Source organism: Mucisphaera sp. (assembly GCF_965279675.1).
In the GTDB taxonomy this organism is placed as follows: Bacteria; Planctomycetota; Phycisphaerae; order Phycisphaerales; family Phycisphaeraceae; genus Mucisphaera.
The window spans coordinates 2079982-2104005 of record NZ_CBDIIJ010000002.1; the positions used below are offsets into that span (position 1 = coordinate 2079982).

Here is a 24024-nt window from a genome sequence, read left to right on the forward strand (position 1 = left end):
CTCCATACGCCTGCCAAAAAAAAAGCGAGGCCCGCAGGCCTCGCTCGTGTGCTCAGATTTTAATCCCTCAGATCAGAAGCCCCGTCCGCGACCCTCGTTGTACAACGCAGGGTCCTGCAGCAGGCCGGGGAACCGCAGTTCCTCTTCCTCGTTGAGGATGATGATCGTCGGCTTGACGAGAACGAGCAGCGTCCGCTCATCCTTCACGGTCGAGTAGTTCGAGAACAGACGCTTCACGACCGGGATCTTTGAGAGGATCGGCACACCCGACTCGACCTCAACCTCACCGATCAGCCGCTGACCACCGACCAGCAGCGTGCCACGGTCGGGAATCGAAACGGTCGCACGGATCTGGGTCACCTCAAGCTCGGGCAACTCGATGAAGCCCTGAATGGGGATGGGCACGTCGCTGTCATCGTCATCACCGGTGTCGAGGTCGACCGTGCCGGTGAAGGGAATCTGACGCAGTTGGGTCAGTGAGCTCAGGCTCGGACGAAGCGTCAGTGTCACATACCGACGGTCAGCCGAAATCGTGCCTTCGACGTCGAGGATCACACCCGTCGAGAAGACTTCCACTTCCGGATCGAACGCCAGGGCATCCGACACCACCTCAAGGTCGCTGATAAAGCCGGTCTGGCGGGCCACAAAGATGTAACTCCGCTGCCCGTTGGCAAAGGTCACGTGAGGCGCCGTCAGCGAAATCGACCGGGCGTGGTTCTGCGTGGCACGGACTAGCAGGCTCACCTCCAGGTCATCCAGGTAGGCCACACCCAATTCCAGAGCACGGTTTGTGGAAGCAAAGCCGGTCGCCGGGTTAAAGGTCGTCGAGCCCGGGATATCCTGGAAGATCGAGCCCATGGCCTGCGTCGGCAGGAAGCTAGCAGGCGTGTTGCCTGTCCCGGTCGGTGCCGCGATCGTCGCCGAGTCCTGAGCCACCGACAGACTCGTGTAACTGGAGCCCAGATTGTTCAGTCGGAAGTCCACATCGAAGCCGATGTCTTCAAGGAAGTTCTCATCCACCAGCAGCAGCCGGGCTTCAACGGTGATCTGACTCGATCGTGCTTCCCGGATGTCGTTCAGCAACTGACTCACCTGCCGGTGATTCTCAGGGCTGGTGCGAACAATCAACTGGCCGTTGAGTTCCTGAAGGGTTGATTCCTGATTCAGCCACTCATCGGGGGTCCCCACCGACTGCTGAACGAGCAACTCGATTTCTTCGATGGCCTCTTCGCGGAGCTGCTCATCGTCGTCGTTCTCTTCATCACCCTCGCTGAAGATGCTCGACCCACCCTCCTGCGATTCAAGGGCCGCGGTCAGGTCGAAGTCCGGAGCCCCCGTGAAGTTCGGGATCTGCACCAGCAGATCGCGGATGTCGTACACACGCAGTTCAGACACGCTACGCAGATCAAGCTCGGTCGAGACCGTCACCACGCCATCGATCACCGAAAAAGCCAGACGCTCAAAATCATTCGACAGCTGCTGTAGCACCAGTCGCAGCACGCGCTCGGCCGAGACGTTGTTCAGGTTCAGGCTGACGAGCGCGTCCCGGTCGATGCCCGCGATCTCAAGAGCGTTCCAGTTCACAAAGAAGTTCGCACCGGTCAGGATCTGCAGCTGATCAATGACTGACTCAAAGGTGTTCTGGTCAAAGGTGACCGAGATGTCCTGGCGAAGCAGCCGGATGGTGTTCCGGGTGCCCTCGGTGTCCCCACCACCGGGCAGGTTATCAAGACGACGCTGCGTCAGCTCCGGCCAGTCGGTCGGATAAACCAGTGGCTCAGGATTCGGAATGATCTTCGCACGATTTTCCAGCGACAGCTCCATCATCGCCTGACGACGCTGAGCGGACAGCTGCCGGGAAGTCACCAACGCACGATCGTTCACGATGGTTGTTTTCAGCAACTCACCCGCAAAGCTTGTCGGCTCGATGAACAGAGCCTGTTCCACCACCTCCAACGCCTCATCGTAGTTCTGGCTGGCCTTCAGCTCGTGAGCACGAATCAGCAGCTGGTCCACCTGCTCACGCCGGGTCTGAAGCTCACGCAGCCGATCCGTCTCCTGCTCAGCACGACGCCGACGCTCGATCTGGAGCGTCAACTCAGCCTGATGCCGGTCACGGTCGGTGATCAGAGCAGCCTGCATCTGTGCCGCCTGCTCCCGAAGTCCGGCCAGCCGATCGGGGCTGATCCACTGCCGGTTCCGATCCAGCACCTGCTGTGCACGGGCCACCGCGTCCAAAGCCGCTGCGTAGTTCAACGCACTGGCCGAAGCGTTGGCTTCGTTGATGGCCTGATCGAAGGCCGCGATCGCCGATTCCTGCCGGACCTGACGAATCAAAGCGTCCGTCGAGAGGGCATCGGCACGCTGCTGATTGCTGGCAAGGCTGGCCGCGACCGCAGGCAGCGCCTGCTGAGCCTCGATGTTCGCACTGTCAAGAGCAATGGCCTCTTCATACAGACGCACGGCCAGGTCCAACTGGCCCTGCCGCTGAGCTTCCTCCCCCTCCGCGAACTTCTCCTGAGAGAGAATCCGCCGAGCCTGCTGAAGCAGATCGGTCGGGGCACTCACCGCCGTGCCGCTCGGACCAGCCACCGCGGGAGCGGCGACCGGAAGGGCAGGCGTAGGAGCGTCCGCCGCCGCCATCGTCACGTTACCGATCTCAGCACGCAGCGAATCCATCCGGTGACGGTCAAACCAAGTCAACTGCACGCCGCTGGCATTCACATCATCGAGTTTGCGCTGAGCAGCAGCCAGACGACCGGAACGCACATCATCAGCCGCCAGGTCGATCGCACGACGGGCAACCGTCAGCGAACTGTTGAGCGAGCGATTCAACTGAGCATGACGAGCCGCTGCCAGCGAACGGATGTCCAGCGACGCGTCCTCGTGATTCATCAACGCGCGATACAGGTCCAGGGCCTCACGCTGATCCGCAACATCGCCAGACACCGCGAGGGCGTCGGCTTCGGCGAGCAGGTCTTCTGCGGTCTGGACAGGAGCCACAGGCTCGGGCTCAACAGCCACCGGCTCTGCCGGTTCCGCTGCCACCGGAGCCGGCTCAGCCGCCACGGGTTCGGGTGCCACCGTCACACGCCCCTCACGCAGGTCACGCAACGCACGGTCCAGTCGCAGCCGGTCCGCACGATTCAGCTGCATCCGATCAACACGCCCCAACGAATCCCGGGCCGACTCGAAGTCGCCCGTCGAGAGCTGGTTGATCCCCTGCGTCAGCAGTTCAGCAGCGGTAGGAAAATCGTCCTGAGAGTAGGCAGTCGAACTGCCGAACCACAGGACAGGAACGACCGTAACGGCGAGAGCGAGGGAGCAGCGTCGCAACACAGGGCCTCCGTCGGACTTCGATCGACGAGATTCCGCCGACCGCGGACAAATGAAATCGGCTGATCGAAGCCTAAGACTACCTTCACGGAAGGAAACGCGGGTTCACGTTCAAAGCGGTCTAACCACAAGGGATAAACCCCGCGGCGGAGTCTAAGCTGGCCCCTACGCCCCTGCAACCCATTTACGGGCACCAACCTCTCTCAGACGATCCAAACCAACAAACCCGGCCACCCCCAGCACCCGACGGCCCGCCAGGCTCCCGCCGGGTGGGCTTGAACCTCAGAACTGTCTCAACTAAACTGCGGAACGCTGCCAGCAGGCTCGCCAGCCCGCTGGTTTCTTAACTTCCACGACCACTCCGCAAGACATGGAGCCATCCCATGGCACATAAAAAAGGACAGGGCTCGACCAAGAACGGCCGCGACTCCAACCCCCAGTTCCGTGGCATCAAGCTCTATGGCGGCCAGGTCGCCAAGCCCGGTGCCATCATCGTCCGCCAGTGCGGCACCAAGTTCAAGCCCGGCCATCAGGTCGCTATCGGCAAGGACGACACCCTCTTCGCCCTCGCAGACGGCGTGGTCGAGTTCCAGGGCCGGCGCGTCCACGTCCGCCCGGCATCGGCCTGACACCCCGGCCGCCTCAGCCAATACTTTCTTGCATCCACCGAAGCGGGCACAGCAGTGCCCGCTTTTTTCTGATCCCAGCCAGCTCTAACAGACGCGCCCCATGCTCATCGATCAGGCCACCATCTTCGTTCGCAGCGGCAAGGGAGGCGATGGTTGCGTCAGCTTCAGGCGTGAGAAATACGTCGCTCGAGGCGGACCCGATGGCGGCGATGGCGGCAACGGCGGGTCCGTCGTCGCCGTCGCCACCCAGGGCGTCGACACCCTCCTCGACTTCGCCGGCAAGCACCACTGGTTCGCCGAAGACGGCGTCCCCGGATCGGGCCGAGACTGCTACGGCAGAAACGGCGACGACTGCCAGCTCAAGCTCCCGCCCGGCACCGTCATCTACGACGACGAAACCGGCGAATGCCTCGGCGACCTCACCGAGCCAGGCGCGGAGATCATCGTCGCACCCGGCGGGAAGGGGGGGTGGGGCAACATCCGTTTCGCCACCGCCACCAACCAGGTGCCCCGGCAGGCCACACCCGGCGAAGAAGCCGTCGAACGCCGACTCCGCCTCGAACTCAAACTCATCGCCGACATCGGTCTCATCGGTCTCCCCAACGCCGGCAAAAGCACCTTCCTAGCCACCATCAGCCGCGCGACTCCCAAGATCGCCGACTATCCCTTCACCACCCTCGAACCCCAACTCGGCATCGCCGAACTCACGGGCCTGCGCCGCATGGTCATCGCCGACCTCCCCGGCCTCATCGAGGGCGCGGCCCAGGGCACAGGACTCGGCAGCCGTTTCCTCCGCCACGTCGAACGCACCCGCGCCCTACTCCACCTCATCTCCTGCGAGTCAGGCGATCCCGATACATGCGTCGAAAACTATCGGATGATCCGAAGCGAACTCGCCGCCTACTCGAAGCAGCTCGCCGGCAAGCCCGAGATCATCGCCCTGAGCAAAGCCGATCTCTGGGGCGACGACGCCAACCAATTCGCCGAGGAAGTCCGCCACCGACTCGACCAACCCGTCGCCATCATCAGCAGCGCCACACGCTCAGGCATCCAGCCCGTGCTCGAAACCGCCTGGTCCAGGCTCGGCCGTGAAGCACCCGAGCAGGCCAACGCCGGCGGCTGGGGCCCACGCGCCGAGTCTTCCTGACATCTTTTCCTACGCAAACGTTAAGATGCCACGCGTCAAAGAGGGCAAACATGTCACGCGTGAACCTCCTCGCCATTAGTGTCGGCAACACACGAACACGTGTCGGTGCCTACGTCGACGGCAAGCTCGTCGAGTCGGCCACGTTCCTCAACGAACGCCACGACCGCGTTATGGACGCCATCTCCGATGCCATCCGCCCACTCCGGGATCACCAGGACGCACCCGTCCTCATGGGGTCGGTCAATCCCACCTTTTCCAATCCCATCGAAGAAGAACTCGCCAAACTCGGACGACCGCTCCACCGCGTCGAGCGCGACCTGCCCATCCCCATCGGCAGACAACTCGACCCAGAAGCCCTCGTCGGCGAAGACCGACTGCTAAACGCTGCCGGGGCTTTTGACGTGCTCAAGCAGGCCCTCGTCGTCGTCGACGCCGGCACTGCCGTCACCGTTGATCTTGTCGACGGAGCCGGTACCTTCCACGGCGGCGCAATCCTTCCCGGCGCACAGATGATGCTCGATGCCCTCGCCAGCCGAGCAGCACTGCTGCCCGAAGTCGAGTTTGCCAGACCCAACGAAATCGTCGGCCACAGCACCACCGAAGCCATGCTCACAGGCGTCTACCACGGACTCCGCGGAGCCGTCCGCGAACTCATCGAACGCTACGCCGACGTCTCAGGCCAGTTCCCGCTCGTCGTCGCAACCGGTGGCGACGCCGACCTCCTCTTCCGCGAATGGGAACTCGTCGATCGCATCGTTCCCGACCTCACCCTCATGGGACTCGAAGTCACCCTCCGAACCGCTATGGAACGCGAAACCGACAAGCCATGACCGACAAGGGAGCAGGCCAACACAAGCCGGCAGCCAAAGCCGTACAGCCCTCCAAGGAGCAGGCCCAGGCTCAGGCCAGGCAGGCATGGACCTACAGCCTGATCCTCGCCTGTGCCGTCGCCCTCGCCGTCACCGCCGCCGCCTACCTCGGTTACCAGCCCTTCGCCGTGGCCTTCCCCACGACCATCCCAGCTTTCATCATCCTGTTCCTGGCCGCACCGCTCGCCGCGATCGCGCGTATGCAGACCTACAAACGCCACTGGGTCGGCCAGGCCGTCACGCCCACCGGTTACCTGCTCGGCACACGCATCTACCTCACGACCCTGCTCGTAGCCACCTTCCTCTCCGGACTCCTGCTCAGCCTCTCCCCGACACCAACCCTCATCGGCACGGTCTTCTACGACCTCCTCGCCATCGGCTGCGTCGCCATCGCCTATCCCCATGGCGAGCCCATGAATACCCGCCTGCCCGACCTCGGCGTCGAACGCGGCAAGCGCCTCCGATGACCACCACCCTCATCATCGAAGCCACCCCGCCCCACCCCGGCGCGATCGCTCTGCTCACCCTCACCGGCCCCGGGGCTAAGCAGATCATCGAGGACTGGACCGACCGCCCCTGCCCAGCCGACGGCCGCCTGCGCCTCCGACCACTCGCCGGGATCGACGAAGGCCTTGTCGCCTTGCTTCCACATAAACAAACCATGCAGACCACCGCATGGATCATGCCCCACGCCGGCCGCGCCGTGATCCGCAGCCTGATCGAACTTGCGCTCCAACAGCCCGAGGTCGCGCTCAGTCAATCTGTCAACGCCCAGGCGCTCTACCCCGAAGCCAGATCGCAGATCGAAGCCGAAGCCTGCCTCGCCATCGCTTCCGCCCCCAGTCCCCTTGCCATCGACGCCCTAGTCAACCAGCACCACGCCTGGCAGCAACCGCTCGATCCTCCGTCCATCCGAGAGACCTCCGCCACCCTCGACCACCTGCTCACCCCACCCACCGTCGCCATCGTCGGACGCCCCAACACCGGCAAGTCCACCCTGCTCAACCAACTCCTCGGCCGCCAGGCCGCCATCACCTCCGACACCCCCGGCACCACGCGCGACTGGGTCGGCGGCCTCGTCGAACTGCCTCTCGCCAATGAACCCCACCACGCCGTCGCTGTCCACTGGATCGACAGTCCCGGACTCCGCCAGACCGACGACCCCATCGAAGCCGAGGCCATCGCCCGCGTCCAGCCGCTCCTTCACGCAGCCAACATCCTCATCGCCCTCCGCGACCCTCACCATCCTTGGCCGGAGCCAGCCGATCTCCCGCGCCCCCCAGACCTCTACGCCATCAACAAGGCCGATCTCGGCCCCGTCAACGATCATCTCTGGCAGCAAGCCCCACCCGAGGCGCCTCGTCTCACCCTGAGCGCCGATACCGGCGAGGGCATCCCCGAACTATCCGCTGCCATCCTCAACCGACTCGGTTTCACAGACCGCTGGCCAGAACGCATACAGCAGCCCTGGGCCTTCAACGACCGCCTCAGACACTTGGTCTCAAGCTGACACCCGCTCGATTTATGACGCCGTGTCGTCCCGGTGCTTGTCTTCCTCGCCGGCAATCGAGGACCGCATGTCGGTATCCGCCTGGATGTTCCGCAGCTTGTAGTAGTCCATGATCCCCAGATTCCCGCTCCGGAACGCATCGGCAATCGCCTGCGGGATCTGCGCCTCGGCCAGAACCACCTTCGCCCGGTTGGCCTCGATGCCCGCCTTGTTCTCCTGCTCGGTCGCCACGGCCATCGCACGCTTCTTCTCGGCCTCGGCCTGGAAACGCCGCTTGTCCGCCTCGGCCTGATCCGCCTGCAGCTTCGCGCCGATGTTCTCACCAACATCAATATCAGCGATATCGATCGACAGAATCTCAAACGCCGTACCCGCATCCAGCCCCTTGCTCAGCACCGTCTTCGAGATCTGGTCCGGGTTCTCGAGCACGGCTTTGTGCGAGTCCGCCGAACCGATCGTCGTTACGATGCCCTCACCCACGCGAGCGATGATCGTCTCCTCCGTCGCACCACCGATCAACCGCGCGAGATTGGCCCGCACGGTCACCCGAGCCTTGGCCTTGAGCTGAATGCCATCCTGCGCCACCGCATCGATCGTCGACTTCCCCGCCGCAGGGTTCGGACAATCGATCACCTTCGGATTCACCGAGGTCTGAACCGCTTCGAGAATGTCGCGACCCGCCAGGTCGATCGCGCAGGCCTTGTCCCAGGGAAGCTCAATGTTGGCACGGTCCGCCGCAATCAGCGCCCGAACCACACGGGGCACATCACCCCGCGCCAGGTAATGCGTTTCCAGTTGATTCGTCGAAACGTCCAGACCCGCCTTCTTCGCCATGATCCGGCTGTTCACCACCACCGTCGGGTTCACCTTCCGGAAGGTCATCCCGATGATGTCTGTGAACCGCACGTAGGCACCCGACAAAGACGCCTGCAACCACAGATTGAAGTAACGCAGCACAAACCCGCCGATCACGATGAGTACGAGAACGACGAGAACAATGATGATCCCGACAACGATCTGTGTTCCGCTCTGAGCAAACTGCAGCATGTGAAAGCCCCAAGAACCGGGTGAACCGGGCCAATTGCCCGTTAGACCGCATCATAAGCCTTTCCCGCCCGCTCGGCACGCCAACCCCTCATAACCCCTTATACTCACGCCTCTCACCAAACAATAGCCGAGGAAGAGCTCATGCGTATCGTCGTCACCGGTCAGGTCGGAATGGAGAAAAAAGCCTACCTTGAAGCCGCCGCGAAACTCGCCGGCGAGCGCGGCGAAACCATCGATCTTTACCACGTCGGCGACCGCATGTACGCCGAAGCCCCCGACGTCAAGCCCGGCCGCATCCTCGACCTCCCCATCTCACGCCTCCACTCTCTCCGCCGGTCCGCGATGAAAGACATCATCAGCGAGTCGGCCAACCAGCCCAACATCATCGTCAACAGCCACGCCACCTTCCGCTGGCGCCACGGACTCTTCCCCGCCTTCGACTTCGACCAGCTCCGCCTCCTCAAGCCCGACATCCTCGTCTGCCTCGTCGACAACATCGAGGTCGTCCACCACCGCCTCCACAATGAGCACACCCTCGACGCCACCCTCAAGGACCTCATGGTCTGGCGGGAAGAAGAAATCATGGCCACCGAGCTCGCCGCTCAGGCCCTCGGACCCCAGACACTCTTCTGCATCGTCGCCCGCGGCCGCGAGAACGAAACCCTCGAAGGCATGGTCCGACTCACCTGCCGCGAAGGCATGAAACGCGTCTACCCCTCCTTCCCCATGACCCACGTCGTCGGACTCCCCGAAGTCCAGAAAGAAATCGACGGCTTCCGCGAGGAACTCGCCAAACACTTCATTACCTTCGACCCGGGCGACGTCGACGAAAAACTCCTCCTCGACAACGCCGTCGAAGCCGCCAAAGCCGGCCAGGACTTCATCGACGCCGTCATCTACAAAAACGGCCACCGCGAAACCTTCCCCGTCCCCGTCCGCCAGATCCTCGACATCGCCGGCGACATCGACGGCCAGATCTACATGCGCGACTTCAAGCTGATCGACCAGTCCGACATGATCGTCTCCCTCGTCCCCGAACTCCCAGGCGGCATGCCCGGCCTCTCCTCAGGCGTCGAACGCGAACTCCAGCACGCCTTCGAACACGGCAAGGAAGTCTACGTCGTCTGGAAACCCGCCAAAAACCCCAGCCCCTTCATCACCGAAACCGCCACCAAAGTCTTCCGCTCCACCACCGAAGCCCTCAAACACTTCGAAGCCGAAGGCATGTTCGTCCAACACAACCTCTTCGGCGTCTAACCACCCGACCCCATCTCTTTCTCGGCGCTCTCCTCCGACAGCTCCGCCTCGAGCACACTTACTTCGTCAATCACCCGCCGAAACCGCTGGCCGAAAGCCGTCAGCCGGTACTCAACCCGAGGCGGCACCTCCGGGTACACCTCACGCTCCACCACCCCGAAACGCTCGAACTTCCGCAGACGCTCGTTGAGCACCTTGGTCGAGATCCCCACACACGATCGCTGCAACGCACTCGGCCGGGACGGCCCATCGGTTAACGCGCCAAGCACCGCCAAAGACCACTTGCACCCCAGCACATTCTCCAACATGACCGAAACCGAGATTTTTTTAGCATTTTCTTCCACAGACAACGCCTCAATTTAGACCACTTGGTAACCATCCAACCCAGGCATCACCTCTTGTCATCCTAGAACACCACGCAAGTATCTCTTTCGTTGGCCACGTGGTCGACATGTCACACCCAACCAAGGAGATTCGTAATGTCTAAAGCCGTTTTCTTCCACGCCGGTTGCCCCGTCTGTGTTGCCGCCGAGCAGAACGTCGCCGGTGCGCTCGATCCCGGAAAATACGAGGTTGAGATCGTCCACCTCGGCGAGAACAAGGACCGAATGGCCGAAGCCGAGGCCGCTGGCGTTAAATCCGTTCCCGCTCTGGTCCTCGATGGCTTTGCCTATCACATCAACCATGGAGCTGATCTGACAGACCTCAAGTGAACCCTCGAACCCCAGGGTCAACGCCCTTGGGTTCGTTTCTTAGCTCGCTTTACGAGTGCTAGCCGGTAGGCACATAGAGAAGAACACACCGCCGACCGCACGAACAAAAAAACCCCGACCCAAAGGGCCGGGGTTTTGATTCAATCAATTCAGTAGGTCTTAACGACGACGAAGCATCGCCAGACCCGCAAGGCCCATCAGAGCCGCCGAGGCAGGCTCAGGCACCACGGCCTTGAAGTTGAAGCTCGCACGGGCATTGAACTCACCGGGCACAGCCGTCGGCGAGATGGTGCCGGTGCCGGTGAAGTTGCCAAGGGCACCCAGGATCGGATCGTTCAGCGGCAGGCCAGCCGGGGCGATGTTCAGGTCGGGCAGAGCCGCCAGGTCACCGTTCGGCAGGATAAACAGCGAGTAGGAACCACCCGAAGCCGTGTCAAGGATGCCGTAGGCCGCACCGTTGCTGATGCCGGCACCGCCACCCCAGATCGGGCTGTTGAAGCCGCCGGAACCCGTGAGACCGGCAACCGACCGAACACCATCGGCACGGTCATCGGTGTAGATCTCGAATACGGCCGAGTTGGTCGAGATGAGCATCCCCACCGGATCGTTGATGTCCAGCGTGTAGCGACCGAACACTTCCACGTCGGTCAGCGAAAGGTCAACCTCATCGATGAACGAACCGTTGGCATCCGCCACGGTGATCGTCTCAATGGTGAAGATACCTTCGATCACCTCGCCCAGAATGTTGTCATTTACAACGGTCGAGACGCTGAGGTCGTTGAAGTCAAACTGAACCTGAACACCAGACAGGTTGTTGTCGGCGACAAGGTCAATCAGGATGTCGTTGAGGACATCGGCGCTCGCAGAGCCGGCAAAGCCAACACCGGAGAGGCCAGCGGCGATCGCAAAAGTCGTGACGTGCTTCATTTCAAATCTCCCTGTATGCATGAATTGGGTACCACCGAAACATTATTGTGCCGACTGCCCACCCCACCGTCAAGCACCCGAACACCCGAAATTAACCCGCACCTCGGCTTCCGGGCCGAGGAGCCCACCCCGCGTCTTAATGCCCGAGACACACGTTCGAATCCCTGAAACGAACAGCATTCATTCGCGACTGACGCGACCCGCACCGTCAATAAACACACCTCCCATCGATAACAGAGACCCGCCTAAACCGGCCACGATTCTCACACGACACCCGACTCACTCAACTCAGCCCTGACACAAAAAAGCCTCGACCCCTGCGGGCCGAGGCTCTTCAAGAACGTCTAGAGAATCGGCTTCAGACCGATCGCGGACGCTTCATCGCCAGCAGCACGCCCAGAGCCACCAGAGCCGCCGAGGCTGGCTCAGGCACCACGTTGGCCGCAAAGCTGAAACTCGCCCGGTTGTTGAACTCGCCAGCCACCGCCGTCGGTGAAACCGTCCCCGTCCCCGAGACCGGTCCCGATGCATTGAGGGAAGGATCGTTCAACGGCAGACCCACCGTCGCCACGTCCAGCATCGGCAGCACCGCCAGATCGCCATTGGGCAGCACAAACAGGTCGTACGTCCCGCCCAAACTTAGATCCAGCATCCCGAACATCGAGCCATTCGCAATCCCGCCACCTCCGCCCCAGATCGGACTGTTGTAACCCATCGAACCTGTGAGACCCGCCACCGAACGCACGCCGTCCGCACGATCATCCTCAAAAATCTCAAAGGTCGCGCTCGACATCGAGATCAGCGGCAGTGCCGCCGAACCAACCTCCAGCCGGAATCGACCAAACACCTCGATGTCCGTCATTGACAGATCGATCTCATCCACAAACGAACCCATATCGTTCACCAGCGAGATCGTCTCGATCGTGAAGATGCCCTCGACGATATCCCCGGGTGCCGCTGGAGCCGCACCGCTGAGAAACGTCGAAATACTCAGGTCATTCAGATCAAAACGCACATCCGTTCCGATCAGACCGTTGTCATCCACCAGTTCGATCAGCGCATCCTTGAGCATCGCTCCTTGAGCGAAACCAGCACCACCAAGGCCAACGGCCAAAGCCGCAGCCAAACCCTGACGTATCAACATCACAAACTCCTCCTCTAGGGGTTGTTCTCCATCCCCAAATTGACTCTCTGCCTCCGGAAACGGATCGGACCACACACAACCCGCAGGCGTGCGTGCCTCTCCACGCCAAACATACACCGGATCCAACCCCCGGCAACAAAATAGGCGAAAGACAGGAAAGAACCCGACCAGAGAGAGTAGGCAAGGCTCCGCAACTCCGCCGCCATCTACCGACTCGGCAAGGTCTTACGAAGACTCACCCTTCAGAACGCACAACGTTAAAAATCCACCCGTCGTCACCAGTGACCCCACCAGAATCACCACCAGCGCAATCATCGGCGGCAAAAACAGCAAGCCCCCAACGATCAGAAAAGCATCAATCACCAGCATCCCCGCAACCGCTGCCCAACCCTCCCACCGCACCGGTGGACCCCAACCCAACCCGTTCTTCTTCCTCGGAAACCAGTAATCCGGTCGCTCACCCATCAGCTCGAATCCCTCCAGCCTCTGCCAGCGAAGGAGCCAGCCCACCACACCCCCGAATCGCTTCCCACAAAGCAGCCGCCTTCAACAGCGTCTCCCGCCACTCCGCCGCCGGTTCCGAATCCGCCACGATCCCACCACCGACGCCATACCGGATCCGTCCCGCATCCCTCTCCCGATCCTTCGTGATCGCCGCCGTCCGGATCCCCACGTTCCAGCAGGCTCGATCCCCCTCAAACCAGCCGATCGACCCGCAATACGGCCCCCGCCACGCCGGCTCCAACCGATCAATCAGCTTCATCGCCTCCACCTTCGGCGCCCCCGTGATCGACCCGCCAGGCGACGCCAGCCGCAAGGCCTCCACCCAGTCCACACCGCCCCGAAGCTCGGCTGTCACCGTCGCCACACCATGCGTCACCGTCGGATGCTCCTCCGCGTGCCGAGCCTCCTCGACCCGCACCGTCCCGATCGTCGCCGACCGACCCAGATCGTTGCGCAGCACATCCACAATCATGTGCAGCTCCGCCGCATCCTTGCTCGAAGCCAACAGCCCATCCGCCTCCCCCACGCCCGACGTCCCCTTGATCGGTCGCGTTGTCATACGCCGGCCCTCGAACGACAAAAACAACTCAGGCGACACCGTCGCCAACACCCTCTCCGGCTCATCCGAGCCGCCCAACAACGCGATCAGCCCCCCGTACCACGCCGGCGAAACCCCAGCCAGCGCACCATAGAAAGACGCAGCACACCCCGAGAACGAACCCTCCAACGCATACGTCAGATTCGCCTGAAACAGATCCCCACGACGAATCGCCGCCACCACATCATCCACCCCTGACTGATACCGCTCTTCATCAACCGTCGGACGCAGTCCTTCAATCCTCCAGCCACCCGCCGGCACCCTGGCCGCCTCCCCGCGCCCCGCTGGCTCCCAGCACGCCCGGTCCAGCCGCTGAACCTGAAGCAACGGCCACCCCAGCGTGTCCCGCCCCACGTCCAACGCCGCCTCCAAAGAACGCCCCGCCTCATAACCCACATAACCTGCCCAGACCCCCCCGGAATCTCTCGCAAAACGCAACACCTCGAACGGCTCAGCCACCGCTCGCGTAGCCAGTACCGAGCCTTCGGCCGACAACCGCTCCCCCACAAACCCGCCCCCAGCCACCGCCCAGACACGCCAGGCCTCACAAGCCCAACCCCGAAGCGAGCCACGAGCCCATCGCTCATGAAAACGACCCGAATGCAACCAGGTCAGGCGCTCTGAAACGGGACTATCCATCCCCACAGTCTAGGACCTGCCCCAAACCCGGCTTCAACCCGATCCGATAACAACCGATATCAACCGAAAGCTACATGACACCCATCAAGGCCATCAGCCCACCGAGCCCACGCCACGCCGACCCCATCGAGGCCCTGCCTCTCAAAGGCATCCGCATCGTCGCCATCGGTGCCAGCACCGGAGCCCCCGAAGGCCTCCGCCAGATCCTCACCCAACTCCCCGCCGATCTGAGTGTCCCCATCCTCGTCGCTCAGCACATGCCCCCGAACTTCACCGAAACCTTCGCCCTCTCCCTTGCCAACGAATCACCCCTCGCCGTCCACCACGCCGAATCCGGCATGCCGGTCTTCCCAGGCGTCGTCTACATCGGACAAGGCCACAAGCACATGAGCCTCTGGAAGCCCGACGGCAAAACCCCCAAACTCAGAATCTCCGAGAAGCCCCTCGAGAAAATCTACCGACCCTCCGCCGATGTCCTCTTCGCCTCCGCCAACGAGGTCCACCCCGGCCGCGTCCTCGCCATCGTGATGTCAGGCATCGGCAACGACGGGCTCGAAGGCGCTACCCAGGTCCACCAGGCCGGCGGCGTCGTCGTCACCCAGAGCCAGGAAACCTGCGCCGTCTACGGCATGCCCAAATCCTGCGATCAGGCCGGCGTCAGCCACGCACAACTGGGACCCGAACAGATCCGACGCCTGCTTCTGAGATTCTCAAACCCGCTCTGACCCAACGCCAAATCCCCGCCGTTATCATGCCCGCATGGCAGATACAGGCGAAGCAACCCCCCAGCCCAACCAACCCACCCGATCAGCCGGCAGCACCTGGAAGATCCTGCTCGCAGCGATCCTCGTGATCGCAGCCGGCGTCCTGCTCTGGGAAGAAGTCCTCGAAGACCGCATCGTTGCCAAACGCCTCGGCGAAGTCGTCCCCGGCGAGGTCTACCGCTCCGGCCAGATCTCCCCTTACCTCATCGAAGACGTCCTCCGCAACAAACAGATCGACGTCGTCATCGACTTCACCGGCATCCCCGACTCAGGCATGACCCCCGAACAGCAGGCCGAAGCCCAGGCGATCGCCAAACTCGGCATCGAAGGACACCGCTTCCCGCTCGCAGGCGACGGCACCGGCAACATCGAGAGCTACGTCTCCGCCCTCACCGTCCTCCATCAGGCCAGGATCGACGAAAAACAGGTCCTCATGCACTGCGCCGCCGGCAGCCAGCGAACCGGCGCCGCCACCGGCTTCTACCGACTCCTCTTCGAAGACTGGATGCCCGACCAGGTCATCGAAGAAATGAAAAGCTACGACTGGCACCCCACCAAGGACGCCATCCTCATCGACTACATGAACCAGCACATGGCCACCCTCGTCGCCAGACTCGCCGAAGAAGGCGTCCTCCTCCGCATCCCCGAAACCCTCCCGGTCATGCCAGGCGGCATCCAACTCGCCGACGGAACAGCCGATTGATCCCTCAACGCCAACGCCCACTGGCTCCCTGGCTCATCGCGATCTTCGGGACCATCCTCCTCTCACACTTCCTGATCTTCACCAACCCACCCCTCGCACGCACCGAGGTCCACCGCGCCCTCGTCGCCATCGACGCCCTCGATCACGGCAACTGGATCGTGACCCGCATCCTCGACGAGGTCTACCTCCGCAAGCCTCCCTTCCACCCCTGGACCCTCGCCGCCTCCGCAGCCATCTTCGACACCCGCGAGCCCTGGGTCTTCCGCTTCCCCTCCATCCTCGCCGCCGCCACCTCCGCCACCTGGCTCGCCTGGCTCGGTTCTCGATGGTTCGGACGCCGAGCCGGCATCATCACCGGCTTCGCCTTCCTCTGGCTGATACCGCTCTGGGCCCAAAGCCGCTCCGCCGAGATCGACGCCCTCAACACCACCCTCGCCCTCATCACCTGGGGCTGCCTCCTCGAACTCACCATCGGCCGCCCCAGACACGCCTGGCGATGGACCCTCCTCGCCACCCTCTCCCTCGCCGCCGCACTGCTCAGCAAAGGCCCAGCCGCCCTCACCCTCGTCCTGCCAGCCCTCTTCGCCCCGCTCCTCACCGGCATCCCTATCCGCTCTCTGCTCCGCCCCGCGATCCTCCCCATCCTCCCGATCGCCGCCGCCATCGCAGCAGCATGGCCCTTCACCGTCGAGCTCTACGCAGCCCAGACCAGCACCGAGGTCGATCAGGCCGCCATCGCCGAAGTCATCGACCGCTTCGCCGCCGTCCTCGACCCGGCCCACATGCTCAACGTCCTCGCCATGCCCTTCGAACTCCTCGTCTTCGCCCTCCCCGTCTCCCTCGTCGCAGGCCTCGCGCTGCTCCCCTCCATCCGCCAGCGATTCACCACCAACCGACGCCACCGCCTCGCCACCCTCCTCATCGCCATCGGGCTCAGCGGGGTCACCTCGGTCCTCTTCCTCCTCGAGAACCCCCGCTACGGCTACATCCTCCTCCCGCCACTCTGCCTCCCCGCCGCTGCCATCCTGAGCCACTGGCTGTCAGGCCGCCTCCCCGCCTGGGTCCATCTCCACGCCTCCCGAACCGCCGTCATCCTCGCTCTCCTCGCCTTCGCAGGCGCCGCCGCCGTCATCTGGCAGCTCGATGCCATCGCCCGCTCCGCCGCCATCTTCGTCCTCGCCCTCACCCTACCCATCCTCCTCTTCGCGCTCGTCCGCGCTCGCCAAATCCAACCCGCGGGCTGGCTCATCGTCGCCACCGCCACCCTCGCCGCCAGCTCCACCGGGTACACGCTCATCCGCGCCGATAACCGCGTCACCCTCAGCTCCGTCGCCTACGCCCAAACCCTCAAACAAAACGACAACCTCTCCCCGGGCACCACCGTCATCACCGGCCGCCTCTGGAACGACAAGCCCGGCCTCTTCTACTACGCCGACCTCCAGCCACGCCAGCGCCTCGACCTCGCTCTCAACCAAACCCCCTCCGACCTCTCCGATCTCTACCTTCTCTACACCCGCGAACGCACCGCCCTCGAAGCAACCTACCCCGGCCAGGTCGAACCCATCCTCACCATCGACCAGCCCCGCCTCACCGCTCACCTCGTCCGCCTCCACGCCTCCCCCGCCGACACGCCATAAACCCGCGCCATGCCCCCGCTCCCGCCCGACCTCGAAGCCGCTTTCCGAAACACCACCTACACCGCCGACATCCCGTCCCGCGAACTCAAACTCCGCATCGACACCCCCTCGCCACCCCTCGCCCAACTCCTCCATCAGCACCACACCCGGACCGCCGCCTACCTCACCGCCGTCAACCCCCACGCCCAGTCGCTCACCGATGAGGCCAACCACCAACGCCTCCAGGAACTCGACACCCTCCTCCGCCACCACAACCTCACCGCCTACCCCGGACGCGCCCTGGCCGATAGCAACGACTGGCCGCCAGAACCCTCCCGCCTCATCCTCGCCATCGACCTCCAGCAAGCCACCGCCATCGCCAACCGCTTCGACCAGCGCGCCTTCCTCTGTATCGATCTCAACCGGTCCGATCCCCCCGCCCCACAACTCATCACCCTCTAACCCGCCTCGCCGTTGTACCGATTCATCGCCGTCGTCACCCCCTCCGCCAGCCACACCTCCGCCGCATCTGCCGCTCGATCCAGGGCAGGCAGAAACCGCTCCAACTGCTCCGGACTGAACCGCCCCAGCACATAATCCGACTGCGGGACCCGCCCACGATCATCAATCCCCACCCGCAAACGCGCATACCCCTTGGTCCCCAGCTTCTGCTCGATGTCCTTCAGACCGTTGTGCCCGCCGGCCCCACCCTCAGGCCGCACCCGGATCGCCCCACACGGCAGCGCCAGGTCATCCACCACCACCAGCACGTCCGCCGGTTCCAGCTTGTAGAAATTCATCACCTCCATCACCGACCGCCCCGACAGGTTCATGTAACCCATCGGCTTCAGCAGACCCACCTTCGACGACCCCATCCGCCCATCCACAAACATGCCACCAAACCGCATCTTCCCGCCCATCAGCCCGTGACGCTCGGCCAGCTTGTCCACCACCATGAACCCGGCGTTGTGCCGCGTCTTCGCATACTCAGGCCCCGGATTACCAAGCCCCACAATCACTCGCACAACATCACTCCCAAAACAAAAAATCACGCCGATGGCACCATAAGCCATCGGCGTGATCCATCACAAACAATCACCCGTTCCCTCACCCAGCGAGCCGAGCCGTGTCGGCCCGGACAGAAAAGATGGGCAGGGGGGCTGTGGGCTGCGGAGATTTACTCCTCCCCGCCCTCATCTTCCTTCGCCTTCGTGATCACTTCCGGTTCGGCCTCATCGCCGCCCGGCAGATCCTCCTCTTCCTCGACCGCCTTGGCGATCGAGATCGTTGCTACCGCGGTATCCCCTTCCGTAATCAGCTCCACGCCATCAGGCAGCTTCGCCTCGCTGGCATAGACGGGCGTCTCCTCCGTCAGATCAGCGATCGATACCTCGATCATCTCGGGAATCGCATCCGCACGACACGCCACCGTCAACGCCTGAAGCGGCTGCTCCAAAACCGCACCCGCCGCCTCAAGCGACTTCGGCGACCCCACAAACTTGATCTCCACATCCACCTCCACACGCTCGCTCCGATCCACCCGCGTCAGATCCGCGTGAATCAGATAACGGCTCAGGTGATCCCACTGGAGATCCTTGATGAGCGCCGCCTGCGTCTTACCGTCGTAGCTCACCTCGATCAGGTGCGCGTGATCCTTCACCGCATCCAGCAACAACGCGCCATCAATAGCCAGATGCGCCGGCGCCTCGCCATGGCCATACACCACCGCGGGAATCTTCCCCGAATCACGCAAACGCTTCGCGTACCGCGTCCCCACATGCGTGCGCAACTCGGCCTCAATCACGGGAATCTCATGCGACATAACTCGATCTCCTGCTGGCCCGAGCATCTCGCCGGGCATCTCTTGTGCTTCAAAAAACCAGTTCCAAGGTGTATTCGTTAACGCCGTGTGCCGTTCGGACCCTTCAGCAGACTCGACACCGACTGATGATGGTGAATCCGGTGGATCGTCTCACCCAGCAACTCCGCCACCGACAACTCCACCAGCTTGTCCTGAATCGGTGCACACCGCGGGCCCGACGGAATCGTGTCCGTCACGATCAGCTTGCTGATCGGCGCATCACGCATCCGCTCCATCGCCAACCCCACCAGCACCGGATGCGTACACGCGGCAATGATCGTTTTCGCCCCGCGATCCTTCACCAGCTTCGCCGCCTCGCAGATCGTCCCGGCCGTCGAGATCATGTCGTCGACCATGATCACGTTGCACCCCTCCACATCACCGATGATGTTCGCCGACACCACCTCCGTCCCCGACCGACGACGCTTATCAATAATCGCAAACCCCCCGCCCAACATCGACGCATAAACCGACGCCAGCTTCACGTTCCCCACGTCCGGGCTCACCAGACAGACCGGTTCGATCTCTTCCCGGATGCTCTCCAGGTGCTGCATGATCACAGGCGTCGCATTCAGGTGATCCACCGGAATATCGAAAAACCCCTGGATCTGTGCCGCATGCAGGTCGATTGTCAGCACCCGATCCGCACCCGCCGCCGTGATCAGGTTCGCCACCAGCTTCGCCGTGATCGGCACCCGCCCCTCGTCCTTCCGATCCTGCCGCGCATACCCAAAGTACGGAATCACCGCCGTGATCCGCTTCGCCGACGCCCGCTTCAGGCAGTCGATGTAAACCAGCAACTCCATCAGATGCGTGTTTACCGGGTTCGACGTGCTCTGCACCACAAAGCAGTCCCGCCCCCGAACGTCCTCGTCGATCTTCACGATCAACTCGCCATCCGGGAACATCTCCGTCTTGCCCTGACCCACCGGCAGCTTCAGGTACCGACAGATCCGCTCGCACAGCTCACGCGATCCCTTGCCCGCAAAAATCTTGATGTGATCACGGTCCGCCTGACTCATACGCCCGAACCTCCTGCCGCTGTTCCGCCCACACGAGCCTTCAGAATCCGGTCCACCTCCGCCAACTGCTCCAGCGTGTTGATGCTCAAGACATCCTCCGCCGGCACCGCGTCCACCACCGCCACCGTCTCACCACCCGCCTTGAGCAGCCCCGGCACGTCCGTCAGGTAATACTCGCCCTGCTTGTTGTCGTTCCGCACCCGCCCAAGACCCTCGAACAACCGGTCCGACCGGAACCCGTAGTAACTCGGATTCACTTCCTTGATCGCCAGCTGCGCCTCGCTCGCATCCTTCTGCTCCACAATCCCCACAAACGCCCCCTCGCCATCCCGCTCGATCCGACCATACCCCGTCGGATCCTCAATCACCGCCGTCGCCAGCGACGCCGAAGCCCCCACTTCCCGATGCACCGACAGCAACCGCTCCAGCGTCTCCGCCCTGATCAGCGGCCCATCCCCAGCCAGCACAAACACGTCCAGCGGCTCCGACGGATCAAACAACCCCGCCGCCATCTGCGTCGCATGACCCGTCCCCAGCTGCTCCGTCTGCTCCACAAAATGCACCCGCTCGAACCCCGCCAGCGACGCCTTCACCCGCTCCGCCTCATACCCCACCACCACGATCACCCGATCCACCCCCGCCCGCTGACAAGCCTCCACCACCCACTGGATCATCGGCCGCCCAGCGACCTCATGCAGCACCTTCGGCAGATCAGACCCCATCCGCGTCCCCTTCCCCGCCGCCAGGAGAATCGCATCCACCGCTCGCTTGTCACCGCTCGCCTCGGCCATCTCAGATCCGCTCCCGAGTCATGCCGGAAACGAGCCTGCCGAAAACTGGCCCACAGGGACTTGAACCCCGACTCTCAGTACCAAAAACTGGTGTGCTGCCAATTACACCATGGGCCATCGCGGGGCTCCTGTCGAGCCCCCATTCGGCAGACCTAAGCGATCCGAGGACCGCAAGATCAGACACAGAGGCCCGGAGTCTTCCCTCAGCTCAGCCGCCAGCGGTCCGGTCCGCCAAGCAGCCCCTGGGTGCGCCTCACGAGACAACCTCGCCAAACGTCACACCCGGCTTCAGGACTCACAAGCATACCCGCCCCCCACCCCGGCTTCAATCACCCCTCCAGGCCGCAACCGATACCCTCCCCACATGCACCTCGACCACCTCCGCCAGCTCTGGCGACCCGCCATCTCCTCCGGCTACGCCCGCGAACAAGACTGGACCACCTGGGCCGACCAAATGATCCTCAAACACGATGAACCCCCCATCTGGATCATCGAACTCGCCAATGCCAAGGACAGAGGGGTTCATAAAGTCATGGGCACGATTGAGTTTTCCAGCTATGCGTTCGATCACGAGTCTATTGACGAGAGCAAACTAGAAGCGCTCCTGGGTTACTTCTGGTTGACCTTCACTGCTGAACGGTGCAGCTTCGAAGATTGCATCCATCGATCACATGCTCTCGTTGACAGAATTTCGCAGAGGTTAAATAAAGCGAGCTACTGGGATCGATACGAGAGCCCGGTGACCGCACTCTGGATTTACATCACAGAGCCCGAAAACTACCCGCCACCTCGATTATCCGACTGCCAAAACCTCTACCACCCATGGCACACCCTCGCCCAGACCCAATGGAACGAACTCCAAGTCGCCGCCAGCTAATCCCCTCGGGTGGCTGTGGGCACGTCGCTCACCCACAGAACCAGTAAGCATGAATACCATCAGCCTTCGGAGCCCACATGACCCGAGTCCTGATCATCGAAGGCAGAGACATCCAGGTCTTCTCAACCCTCGAGAAGCTCTGCGAATACCTCGAACCTTGGTACATCGAGGAGGAAGAGCACTACGTCTTCGATCTGGACGGCAACGAGTACCACCTTAAAGTCCATCGCGACCGAGTCTGCTTGGATAAGGGCCCACGACCTCCGAAGAATCACGAGAGAGTTCTCGAGTATCTCGAATCCCACTTCGAGCGAGAGATCGATGGACACATCCCAGACTGGCTCGAGGAGCACAAGAAAACCCTCCCAACGCTCGACTACTTCAGGAAACTCATCAGAGAGTTCCGAGCCGAACCCAACGCCAGCTAACCCTTCCCCCCACCCACCAACCGCTCCCGCACCATCGTCGCCCGCGCAATCTTCCGCTCCGCCGCGTCCATCGGCTGACCCACCAGCCGCTGCAGATGCGCCGGCTGCGTCAACAACAACAACTCATTCAGCGTCCGCAGATCCACCGACTGAATACGCCCCAGATTCACGCCCAACCGCAGGTGCGATAGCAACGAAAGCACCTCCTCGGTCCCCAGCACCCGGGCATGCGTCAGCACCGCCCACGCCCGATGAATCTTGTCGTCCAGCTGCGCCGGCCGCTGCTTGAGCAGCGCCTGCCGCGCCTGCTGCTCATAAGCAATCACCTGCGGGACAATCGTGTGCTCAAAGTCCGACACGATTTCCTGCTCCGTCTTGCCTAGTGTCGACTGATTCGACACCTGATACAGATCCCCCAACGCCTCCGACCCCTCGCCGAACAACCCCCGCACCGCCAGATGCGTGTCCCGCGCCGCCCGCCGCACCTTCTCGATCTCACCCGTCAGCTTCAGCGCCGGCAGATGCAGCATCACCGATACCCGCAGCCCCGTCCCCACATTCGTCGGACACGCCGTCAGGTACCCAAACCGATTCGCATATGCAAAATCCAGCGACCCCTCCAACGCATTGTCCAGCCGCTCAATATGCGCAAACGCTTCACTCAGCTGCATCCCCGACCGCAGCACCTGCAGCCGGATGTGATCCTCCTCGTTGATCATCACCGCAAACGTCTCGTCCGGCGCGATCACCACGCCACGCGGGTAAGCCTTCTTCTCCGAAGCCAGCTCCCGACTCACCAGATGCCGCTCCACCAGCAACTGCCGGTCAAGCGACGGACTCGAAAGCATGTCCACCCAAATCACGTTGTCCGCGAACTGCCGCGCCGAGATCTCATCCTTCACCAGATGAAGCACCTCGTGCTGCTGACGACGATTCGACCGATGCACAAACGGAAAACCCGCCAGATTCCTCGCATACCGAATCCGACTAGAAATCACGACCTCCCCGTGAGGCCCCGTGCCCCGCAACCACTCACCCGCATGATCCGGGATCTGACTCAGACTCATAACGCCAATCCCTTACCTGCTGTAACTGCTTAAACCTCGTGCTCAAGCTGCTTGATGTCATCCCGGATCCGAGCCGCCAGCTCGTAATCCTCCGTCGCCACCGCGTCATCCAGCCGCTGACGCATCCGCATCAGCTGCATCTGACGATGATCCGACGCCCCCGCCCGACGCGGGACCTTCCCGATGTGATGCGTCCCCCCCTCATGCGCCCGCTCCAGAAGCGGCGATAGCTGATGCTCAAAATCCGTGTAGCACTGCGGGCACCCGAGCAGATGCTTCTCCCGGAACTGGGCAAACGTCATCCCGCACCCGTTGCACCGCACCTCATCCGTCCCCCCGTCCTCACCCTCCGCCTGCAGCTTCACAAAGCTCGTCAGCAGATCATTGATAGGCGTCCCCACCGGCTTTGCCAGCAACCCCTCCTCCGCCGCATGCAGATCACAAAGGTGCTTCTCCACCTTCTGACCCTGATTCACCTCCACCGCGTGATGCGTCGCCGGCCGGTCGCATTTGTCACACTTACGCTTCAAGACAGCCTCGCTTCAAAAACACCATTTAGCCCACATCCTAGGGCT

26 protein-coding genes and 1 tRNA gene are annotated in these 24024 nt (G+C 62.6%); 13 read left to right on the forward strand and 14 right to left on the reverse strand.

Annotated features, from left to right (window positions below; all coding sequences use genetic code 11):
* Positions 1-72 precede the first annotated feature (72 nt).
* The gene (locus ACQZAB_RS08965; RefSeq protein WP_428389059.1) at positions 73-3339 is read right to left on the reverse strand and encodes a hypothetical protein; all 3267 of its coding nucleotides are present in this window, start codon (positions 3337-3339) and stop codon (positions 73-75) included.
* A gap of 380 nt (positions 3340-3719) precedes the next feature.
* Between ACQZAB_RS08965 and rpmA the strand changes: the two genes are divergently transcribed.
* The 5 genes from rpmA to ACQZAB_RS08990 all read left to right on the forward strand — a co-directional run bounded on the left by rpmA (position 3720) and on the right by ACQZAB_RS08990 (position 7491).
* Entirely contained in the window at positions 3720-3965 is a 246-nt protein-coding gene (gene rpmA, locus ACQZAB_RS08970; RefSeq protein ID WP_428389061.1) for a 50S ribosomal protein L27, read from the forward strand.
* 100 nt (positions 3966-4065) lie between these two features.
* Entirely contained in the window at positions 4066-5112 is a 1047-nt protein-coding gene (obgE, locus tag ACQZAB_RS08975) for a GTPase ObgE (protein ID WP_428389063.1), read from the forward strand.
* Between the two features lie 50 nt (positions 5113-5162).
* Positions 5163-5942, forward strand: a complete 780-nt coding sequence (locus ACQZAB_RS08980) for a type III pantothenate kinase (RefSeq protein WP_428389065.1) — start codon at positions 5163-5165, stop codon at positions 5940-5942.
* Positions 5939-6448 carry a hypothetical protein gene (locus ACQZAB_RS08985; RefSeq protein WP_428389066.1) on the forward strand — a complete coding sequence of 170 codons (510 nt, stop codon included), beginning with the start codon at positions 5939-5941 and terminating at the stop codon, positions 6446-6448. The genes ACQZAB_RS08980 and ACQZAB_RS08985 overlap by 4 nt, the downstream gene beginning before the upstream one ends.
* Positions 6445-7491 carry a GTPase gene (locus tag ACQZAB_RS08990; protein ID WP_428389068.1) on the forward strand — a complete coding sequence of 349 codons (1047 nt, stop codon included), beginning with the start codon at positions 6445-6447 and terminating at the stop codon, positions 7489-7491. The genes ACQZAB_RS08985 and ACQZAB_RS08990 overlap by 4 nt, the downstream gene beginning before the upstream one ends.
* A gap of 12 nt (positions 7492-7503) precedes the next feature.
* On the opposite strand, the gene floA is transcribed toward ACQZAB_RS08990, so the two are convergent.
* Positions 7504-8538 (reverse strand): flotillin-like protein FloA, encoded by a 1035-nt coding sequence (gene floA, locus ACQZAB_RS08995; protein WP_428389070.1) that lies wholly within the window; start codon positions 8536-8538, stop codon positions 7504-7506.
* A gap of 141 nt (positions 8539-8679) precedes the next feature.
* Between floA and ACQZAB_RS09000 the strand changes: the two genes are divergently transcribed.
* Positions 8680-9795: an AAA family ATPase gene (locus ACQZAB_RS09000; RefSeq protein ID WP_428389072.1), complete on the forward strand. Its 1116-nt coding sequence runs from the start codon at positions 8680-8682 to the stop codon at positions 9793-9795.
* Here ACQZAB_RS09000 and ACQZAB_RS09005 read toward each other — a convergent pair.
* The gene (locus ACQZAB_RS09005) at positions 9792-10139 is read right to left on the reverse strand and encodes a winged helix-turn-helix transcriptional regulator (protein WP_428389074.1); all 348 of its coding nucleotides are present in this window, start codon (positions 10137-10139) and stop codon (positions 9792-9794) included. The genes ACQZAB_RS09000 and ACQZAB_RS09005 overlap by 4 nt on opposite strands.
* A gap of 135 nt (positions 10140-10274) precedes the next feature.
* Here ACQZAB_RS09005 and ACQZAB_RS09010 point away from each other — a divergent pair, with 135 nt between their 5' ends.
* The gene (locus ACQZAB_RS09010; RefSeq protein ID WP_428389077.1) at positions 10275-10508 is read left to right on the forward strand and encodes a thioredoxin family protein; all 234 of its coding nucleotides are present in this window, start codon (positions 10275-10277) and stop codon (positions 10506-10508) included.
* 159 nt (positions 10509-10667) lie between these two features.
* Here ACQZAB_RS09010 and ACQZAB_RS09015 read toward each other — a convergent pair whose 3' ends face one another.
* From ACQZAB_RS09015 to ACQZAB_RS09030, 4 genes are all read right to left on the reverse strand, one after another.
* Positions 10668-11435, reverse strand: coding sequence for a PEP-CTERM sorting domain-containing protein (locus ACQZAB_RS09015; protein WP_428389079.1), 768 nt, complete (start codon positions 11433-11435; stop codon positions 10668-10670).
* Positions 11436-11793: 358 nt separating this feature from the next.
* Complete coding sequence (locus ACQZAB_RS09020) at positions 11794-12579, reverse strand: hypothetical protein (protein ID WP_428389081.1); 786 nt, start codon at positions 12577-12579, stop codon at positions 11794-11796.
* Positions 12580-12804: 225 nt separating this feature from the next.
* On the reverse strand, positions 12805-13044 hold the full coding sequence (locus ACQZAB_RS09025) for a hypothetical protein (protein WP_428389083.1): 240 nt from the start codon (positions 13042-13044) through the stop codon (positions 12805-12807).
* Positions 13037-14320 carry an anthranilate synthase component I family protein gene (locus ACQZAB_RS09030; RefSeq protein ID WP_428389085.1) on the reverse strand — a complete coding sequence of 428 codons (1284 nt, stop codon included), beginning with the start codon at positions 14318-14320 and terminating at the stop codon, positions 13037-13039. Before ACQZAB_RS09030 ends, ACQZAB_RS09025 begins: the two co-directional genes overlap by 8 nt.
* Before the next feature lie 74 nt (positions 14321-14394).
* Between ACQZAB_RS09030 and ACQZAB_RS09035 the strand changes: the two genes are divergently transcribed.
* From ACQZAB_RS09035 to ACQZAB_RS09050, 4 genes are read left to right on the forward strand one after another with little or no spacing between them, the layout of a single operon-like run.
* Entirely contained in the window at positions 14395-15045 is a 651-nt protein-coding gene (locus tag ACQZAB_RS09035) for a CheB methylesterase domain-containing protein (protein WP_428389087.1), read from the forward strand.
* A gap of 34 nt (positions 15046-15079) precedes the next feature.
* Positions 15080-15787, forward strand: a complete 708-nt coding sequence (locus ACQZAB_RS09040) for a hypothetical protein (RefSeq protein ID WP_428389088.1) — start codon at positions 15080-15082, stop codon at positions 15785-15787.
* A complete protein-coding gene (locus ACQZAB_RS09045; RefSeq protein ID WP_428389090.1) occupies positions 15784-17424 on the forward strand; it encodes an ArnT family glycosyltransferase in 1641 nt (546 codons plus the stop codon). The genes ACQZAB_RS09040 and ACQZAB_RS09045 overlap by 4 nt, the downstream gene beginning before the upstream one ends.
* A gap of 9 nt (positions 17425-17433) precedes the next feature.
* Positions 17434-17865, forward strand: coding sequence for a DUF3293 domain-containing protein (locus ACQZAB_RS09050; RefSeq protein ID WP_428389091.1), 432 nt, complete (start codon positions 17434-17436; stop codon positions 17863-17865).
* On the opposite strand, the gene pth is transcribed toward ACQZAB_RS09050, so the two are convergent.
* The 5 genes from pth to ACQZAB_RS09075 all read right to left on the reverse strand — a co-directional run bounded on the left by pth (position 17862) and on the right by ACQZAB_RS09075 (position 21194).
* Entirely contained in the window at positions 17862-18476 is a 615-nt protein-coding gene (gene pth, locus ACQZAB_RS09055) for an aminoacyl-tRNA hydrolase (protein ID WP_428389093.1), read from the reverse strand. The two genes, ACQZAB_RS09050 and pth, sit on opposite strands and share 4 nt — an antisense overlap.
* 104 nt (positions 18477-18580) lie before the next feature.
* Positions 18581-19225, reverse strand: coding sequence for a 50S ribosomal protein L25 (locus ACQZAB_RS09060; protein ID WP_428389095.1), 645 nt, complete (start codon positions 19223-19225; stop codon positions 18581-18583).
* A 77-nt stretch (positions 19226-19302) separates the two neighbouring features.
* Positions 19303-20286: a ribose-phosphate diphosphokinase gene (locus ACQZAB_RS09065; protein ID WP_428389097.1), complete on the reverse strand. Its 984-nt coding sequence runs from the start codon at positions 20284-20286 to the stop codon at positions 19303-19305.
* A complete protein-coding gene (locus tag ACQZAB_RS09070; protein ID WP_428389099.1) occupies positions 20283-21077 on the reverse strand; it encodes an NTP transferase domain-containing protein in 795 nt (264 codons plus the stop codon). Before ACQZAB_RS09070 ends, ACQZAB_RS09065 begins: the two co-directional genes overlap by 4 nt.
* Before the next feature lie 45 nt (positions 21078-21122).
* Positions 21123-21194 (reverse strand) — tRNA-Gln (locus ACQZAB_RS09075).
* Positions 21195-21441: 247 nt separating this feature from the next.
* On the opposite strand from ACQZAB_RS09075, the gene ACQZAB_RS09080 reads away from it, so the two are divergent.
* Together ACQZAB_RS09080 and ACQZAB_RS09085 are read left to right on the forward strand one after the other, a co-directional pair.
* Positions 21442-21954: a hypothetical protein gene (locus ACQZAB_RS09080; protein WP_428389101.1), complete on the forward strand. Its 513-nt coding sequence runs from the start codon at positions 21442-21444 to the stop codon at positions 21952-21954.
* 77 nt (positions 21955-22031) lie between these two features.
* Positions 22032-22382 (forward strand): hypothetical protein, encoded by a 351-nt coding sequence (locus tag ACQZAB_RS09085; protein WP_428389103.1) that lies wholly within the window; start codon positions 22032-22034, stop codon positions 22380-22382.
* Here ACQZAB_RS09085 and ACQZAB_RS09090 read toward each other — a convergent pair.
* Positions 22379-23449 (reverse strand): protein arginine kinase, encoded by a 1071-nt coding sequence (locus ACQZAB_RS09090; protein ID WP_428389105.1) that lies wholly within the window; start codon positions 23447-23449, stop codon positions 22379-22381. The two genes, ACQZAB_RS09085 and ACQZAB_RS09090, sit on opposite strands and share 4 nt — an antisense overlap.
* Before the next feature lie 29 nt (positions 23450-23478).
* Positions 23479-23979 (reverse strand): UvrB/UvrC motif-containing protein, encoded by a 501-nt coding sequence (locus ACQZAB_RS09095; RefSeq protein WP_428389107.1) that lies wholly within the window; start codon positions 23977-23979, stop codon positions 23479-23481.
* Between the last annotated feature and the right edge of the window lie 45 nt (positions 23980-24024).

Excerpts from the sequence above, each read along its gene's own strand:
- ACQZAB_RS08985 (WP_428389066.1), top strand. The coding sequence starts at position 5,939 with ATGACCGACAAGGGAGCAGGCCAACACAAGCCGGCAGCCAAAGCCGTA.
- ACQZAB_RS09040 (WP_428389088.1), top strand. The coding sequence starts at position 15,080 with ATGGCAGATACAGGCGAAGCAACCCCCCAGCCCAACCAACCCACCCGA.
- ACQZAB_RS08990 (WP_428389068.1), top strand. The coding sequence starts at position 6,445 with ATGACCACCACCCTCATCATCGAAGCCACCCCGCCCCACCCCGGCGCG.
- obgE (WP_428389063.1), top strand. The coding sequence starts at position 4,066 with ATGCTCATCGATCAGGCCACCATCTTCGTTCGCAGCGGCAAGGGAGGC.
- ACQZAB_RS09030 (WP_428389085.1), bottom strand. The coding sequence starts at position 14,320 with ATGGATAGTCCCGTTTCAGAGCGCCTGACCTGGTTGCATTCGGGTCGT.
- ACQZAB_RS09085 (WP_428389103.1), top strand. The coding sequence starts at position 22,032 with ATGACCCGAGTCCTGATCATCGAAGGCAGAGACATCCAGGTCTTCTCA.
- pth (WP_428389093.1), bottom strand. The coding sequence starts at position 18,476 with ATGGCTTATGGTGCCATCGGCGTGATTTTTTGTTTTGGGAGTGATGTT.
- rpmA (WP_428389061.1), top strand. The coding sequence starts at position 3,720 with ATGGCACATAAAAAAGGACAGGGCTCGACCAAGAACGGCCGCGACTCC.
- floA (WP_428389070.1), bottom strand. The coding sequence starts at position 8,538 with ATGCTGCAGTTTGCTCAGAGCGGAACACAGATCGTTGTCGGGATCATC.
- ACQZAB_RS09015 (WP_428389079.1), bottom strand. The coding sequence starts at position 11,435 with ATGAAGCACGTCACGACTTTTGCGATCGCCGCTGGCCTCTCCGGTGTT.
- ACQZAB_RS09025 (WP_428389083.1), bottom strand. The coding sequence starts at position 13,044 with ATGGGTGAGCGACCGGATTACTGGTTTCCGAGGAAGAAGAACGGGTTG.
- ACQZAB_RS09010 (WP_428389077.1), top strand. The coding sequence starts at position 10,275 with ATGTCTAAAGCCGTTTTCTTCCACGCCGGTTGCCCCGTCTGTGTTGCC.
- ACQZAB_RS08980 (WP_428389065.1), top strand. The coding sequence starts at position 5,163 with ATGTCACGCGTGAACCTCCTCGCCATTAGTGTCGGCAACACACGAACA.
- ACQZAB_RS09080 (WP_428389101.1), top strand. The coding sequence starts at position 21,442 with ATGCACCTCGACCACCTCCGCCAGCTCTGGCGACCCGCCATCTCCTCC.
- ACQZAB_RS09060 (WP_428389095.1), bottom strand. The coding sequence starts at position 19,225 with ATGTCGCATGAGATTCCCGTGATTGAGGCCGAGTTGCGCACGCATGTG.
- ACQZAB_RS09020 (WP_428389081.1), bottom strand. The coding sequence starts at position 12,579 with ATGTTGATACGTCAGGGTTTGGCTGCGGCTTTGGCCGTTGGCCTTGGT.
- ACQZAB_RS09035 (WP_428389087.1), top strand. The coding sequence starts at position 14,395 with ATGACACCCATCAAGGCCATCAGCCCACCGAGCCCACGCCACGCCGAC.
- ACQZAB_RS09065 (WP_428389097.1), bottom strand. The coding sequence starts at position 20,286 with ATGAGTCAGGCGGACCGTGATCACATCAAGATTTTTGCGGGCAAGGGA.
- ACQZAB_RS09090 (WP_428389105.1), bottom strand. The coding sequence starts at position 23,449 with ATGAGTCTGAGTCAGATCCCGGATCATGCGGGTGAGTGGTTGCGGGGC.
- ACQZAB_RS09070 (WP_428389099.1), bottom strand. The coding sequence starts at position 21,077 with ATGGCCGAGGCGAGCGGTGACAAGCGAGCGGTGGATGCGATTCTCCTG.
- ACQZAB_RS09000 (WP_428389072.1), top strand. The coding sequence starts at position 8,680 with ATGCGTATCGTCGTCACCGGTCAGGTCGGAATGGAGAAAAAAGCCTAC.
- ACQZAB_RS09050 (WP_428389091.1), top strand. The coding sequence starts at position 17,434 with ATGCCCCCGCTCCCGCCCGACCTCGAAGCCGCTTTCCGAAACACCACC.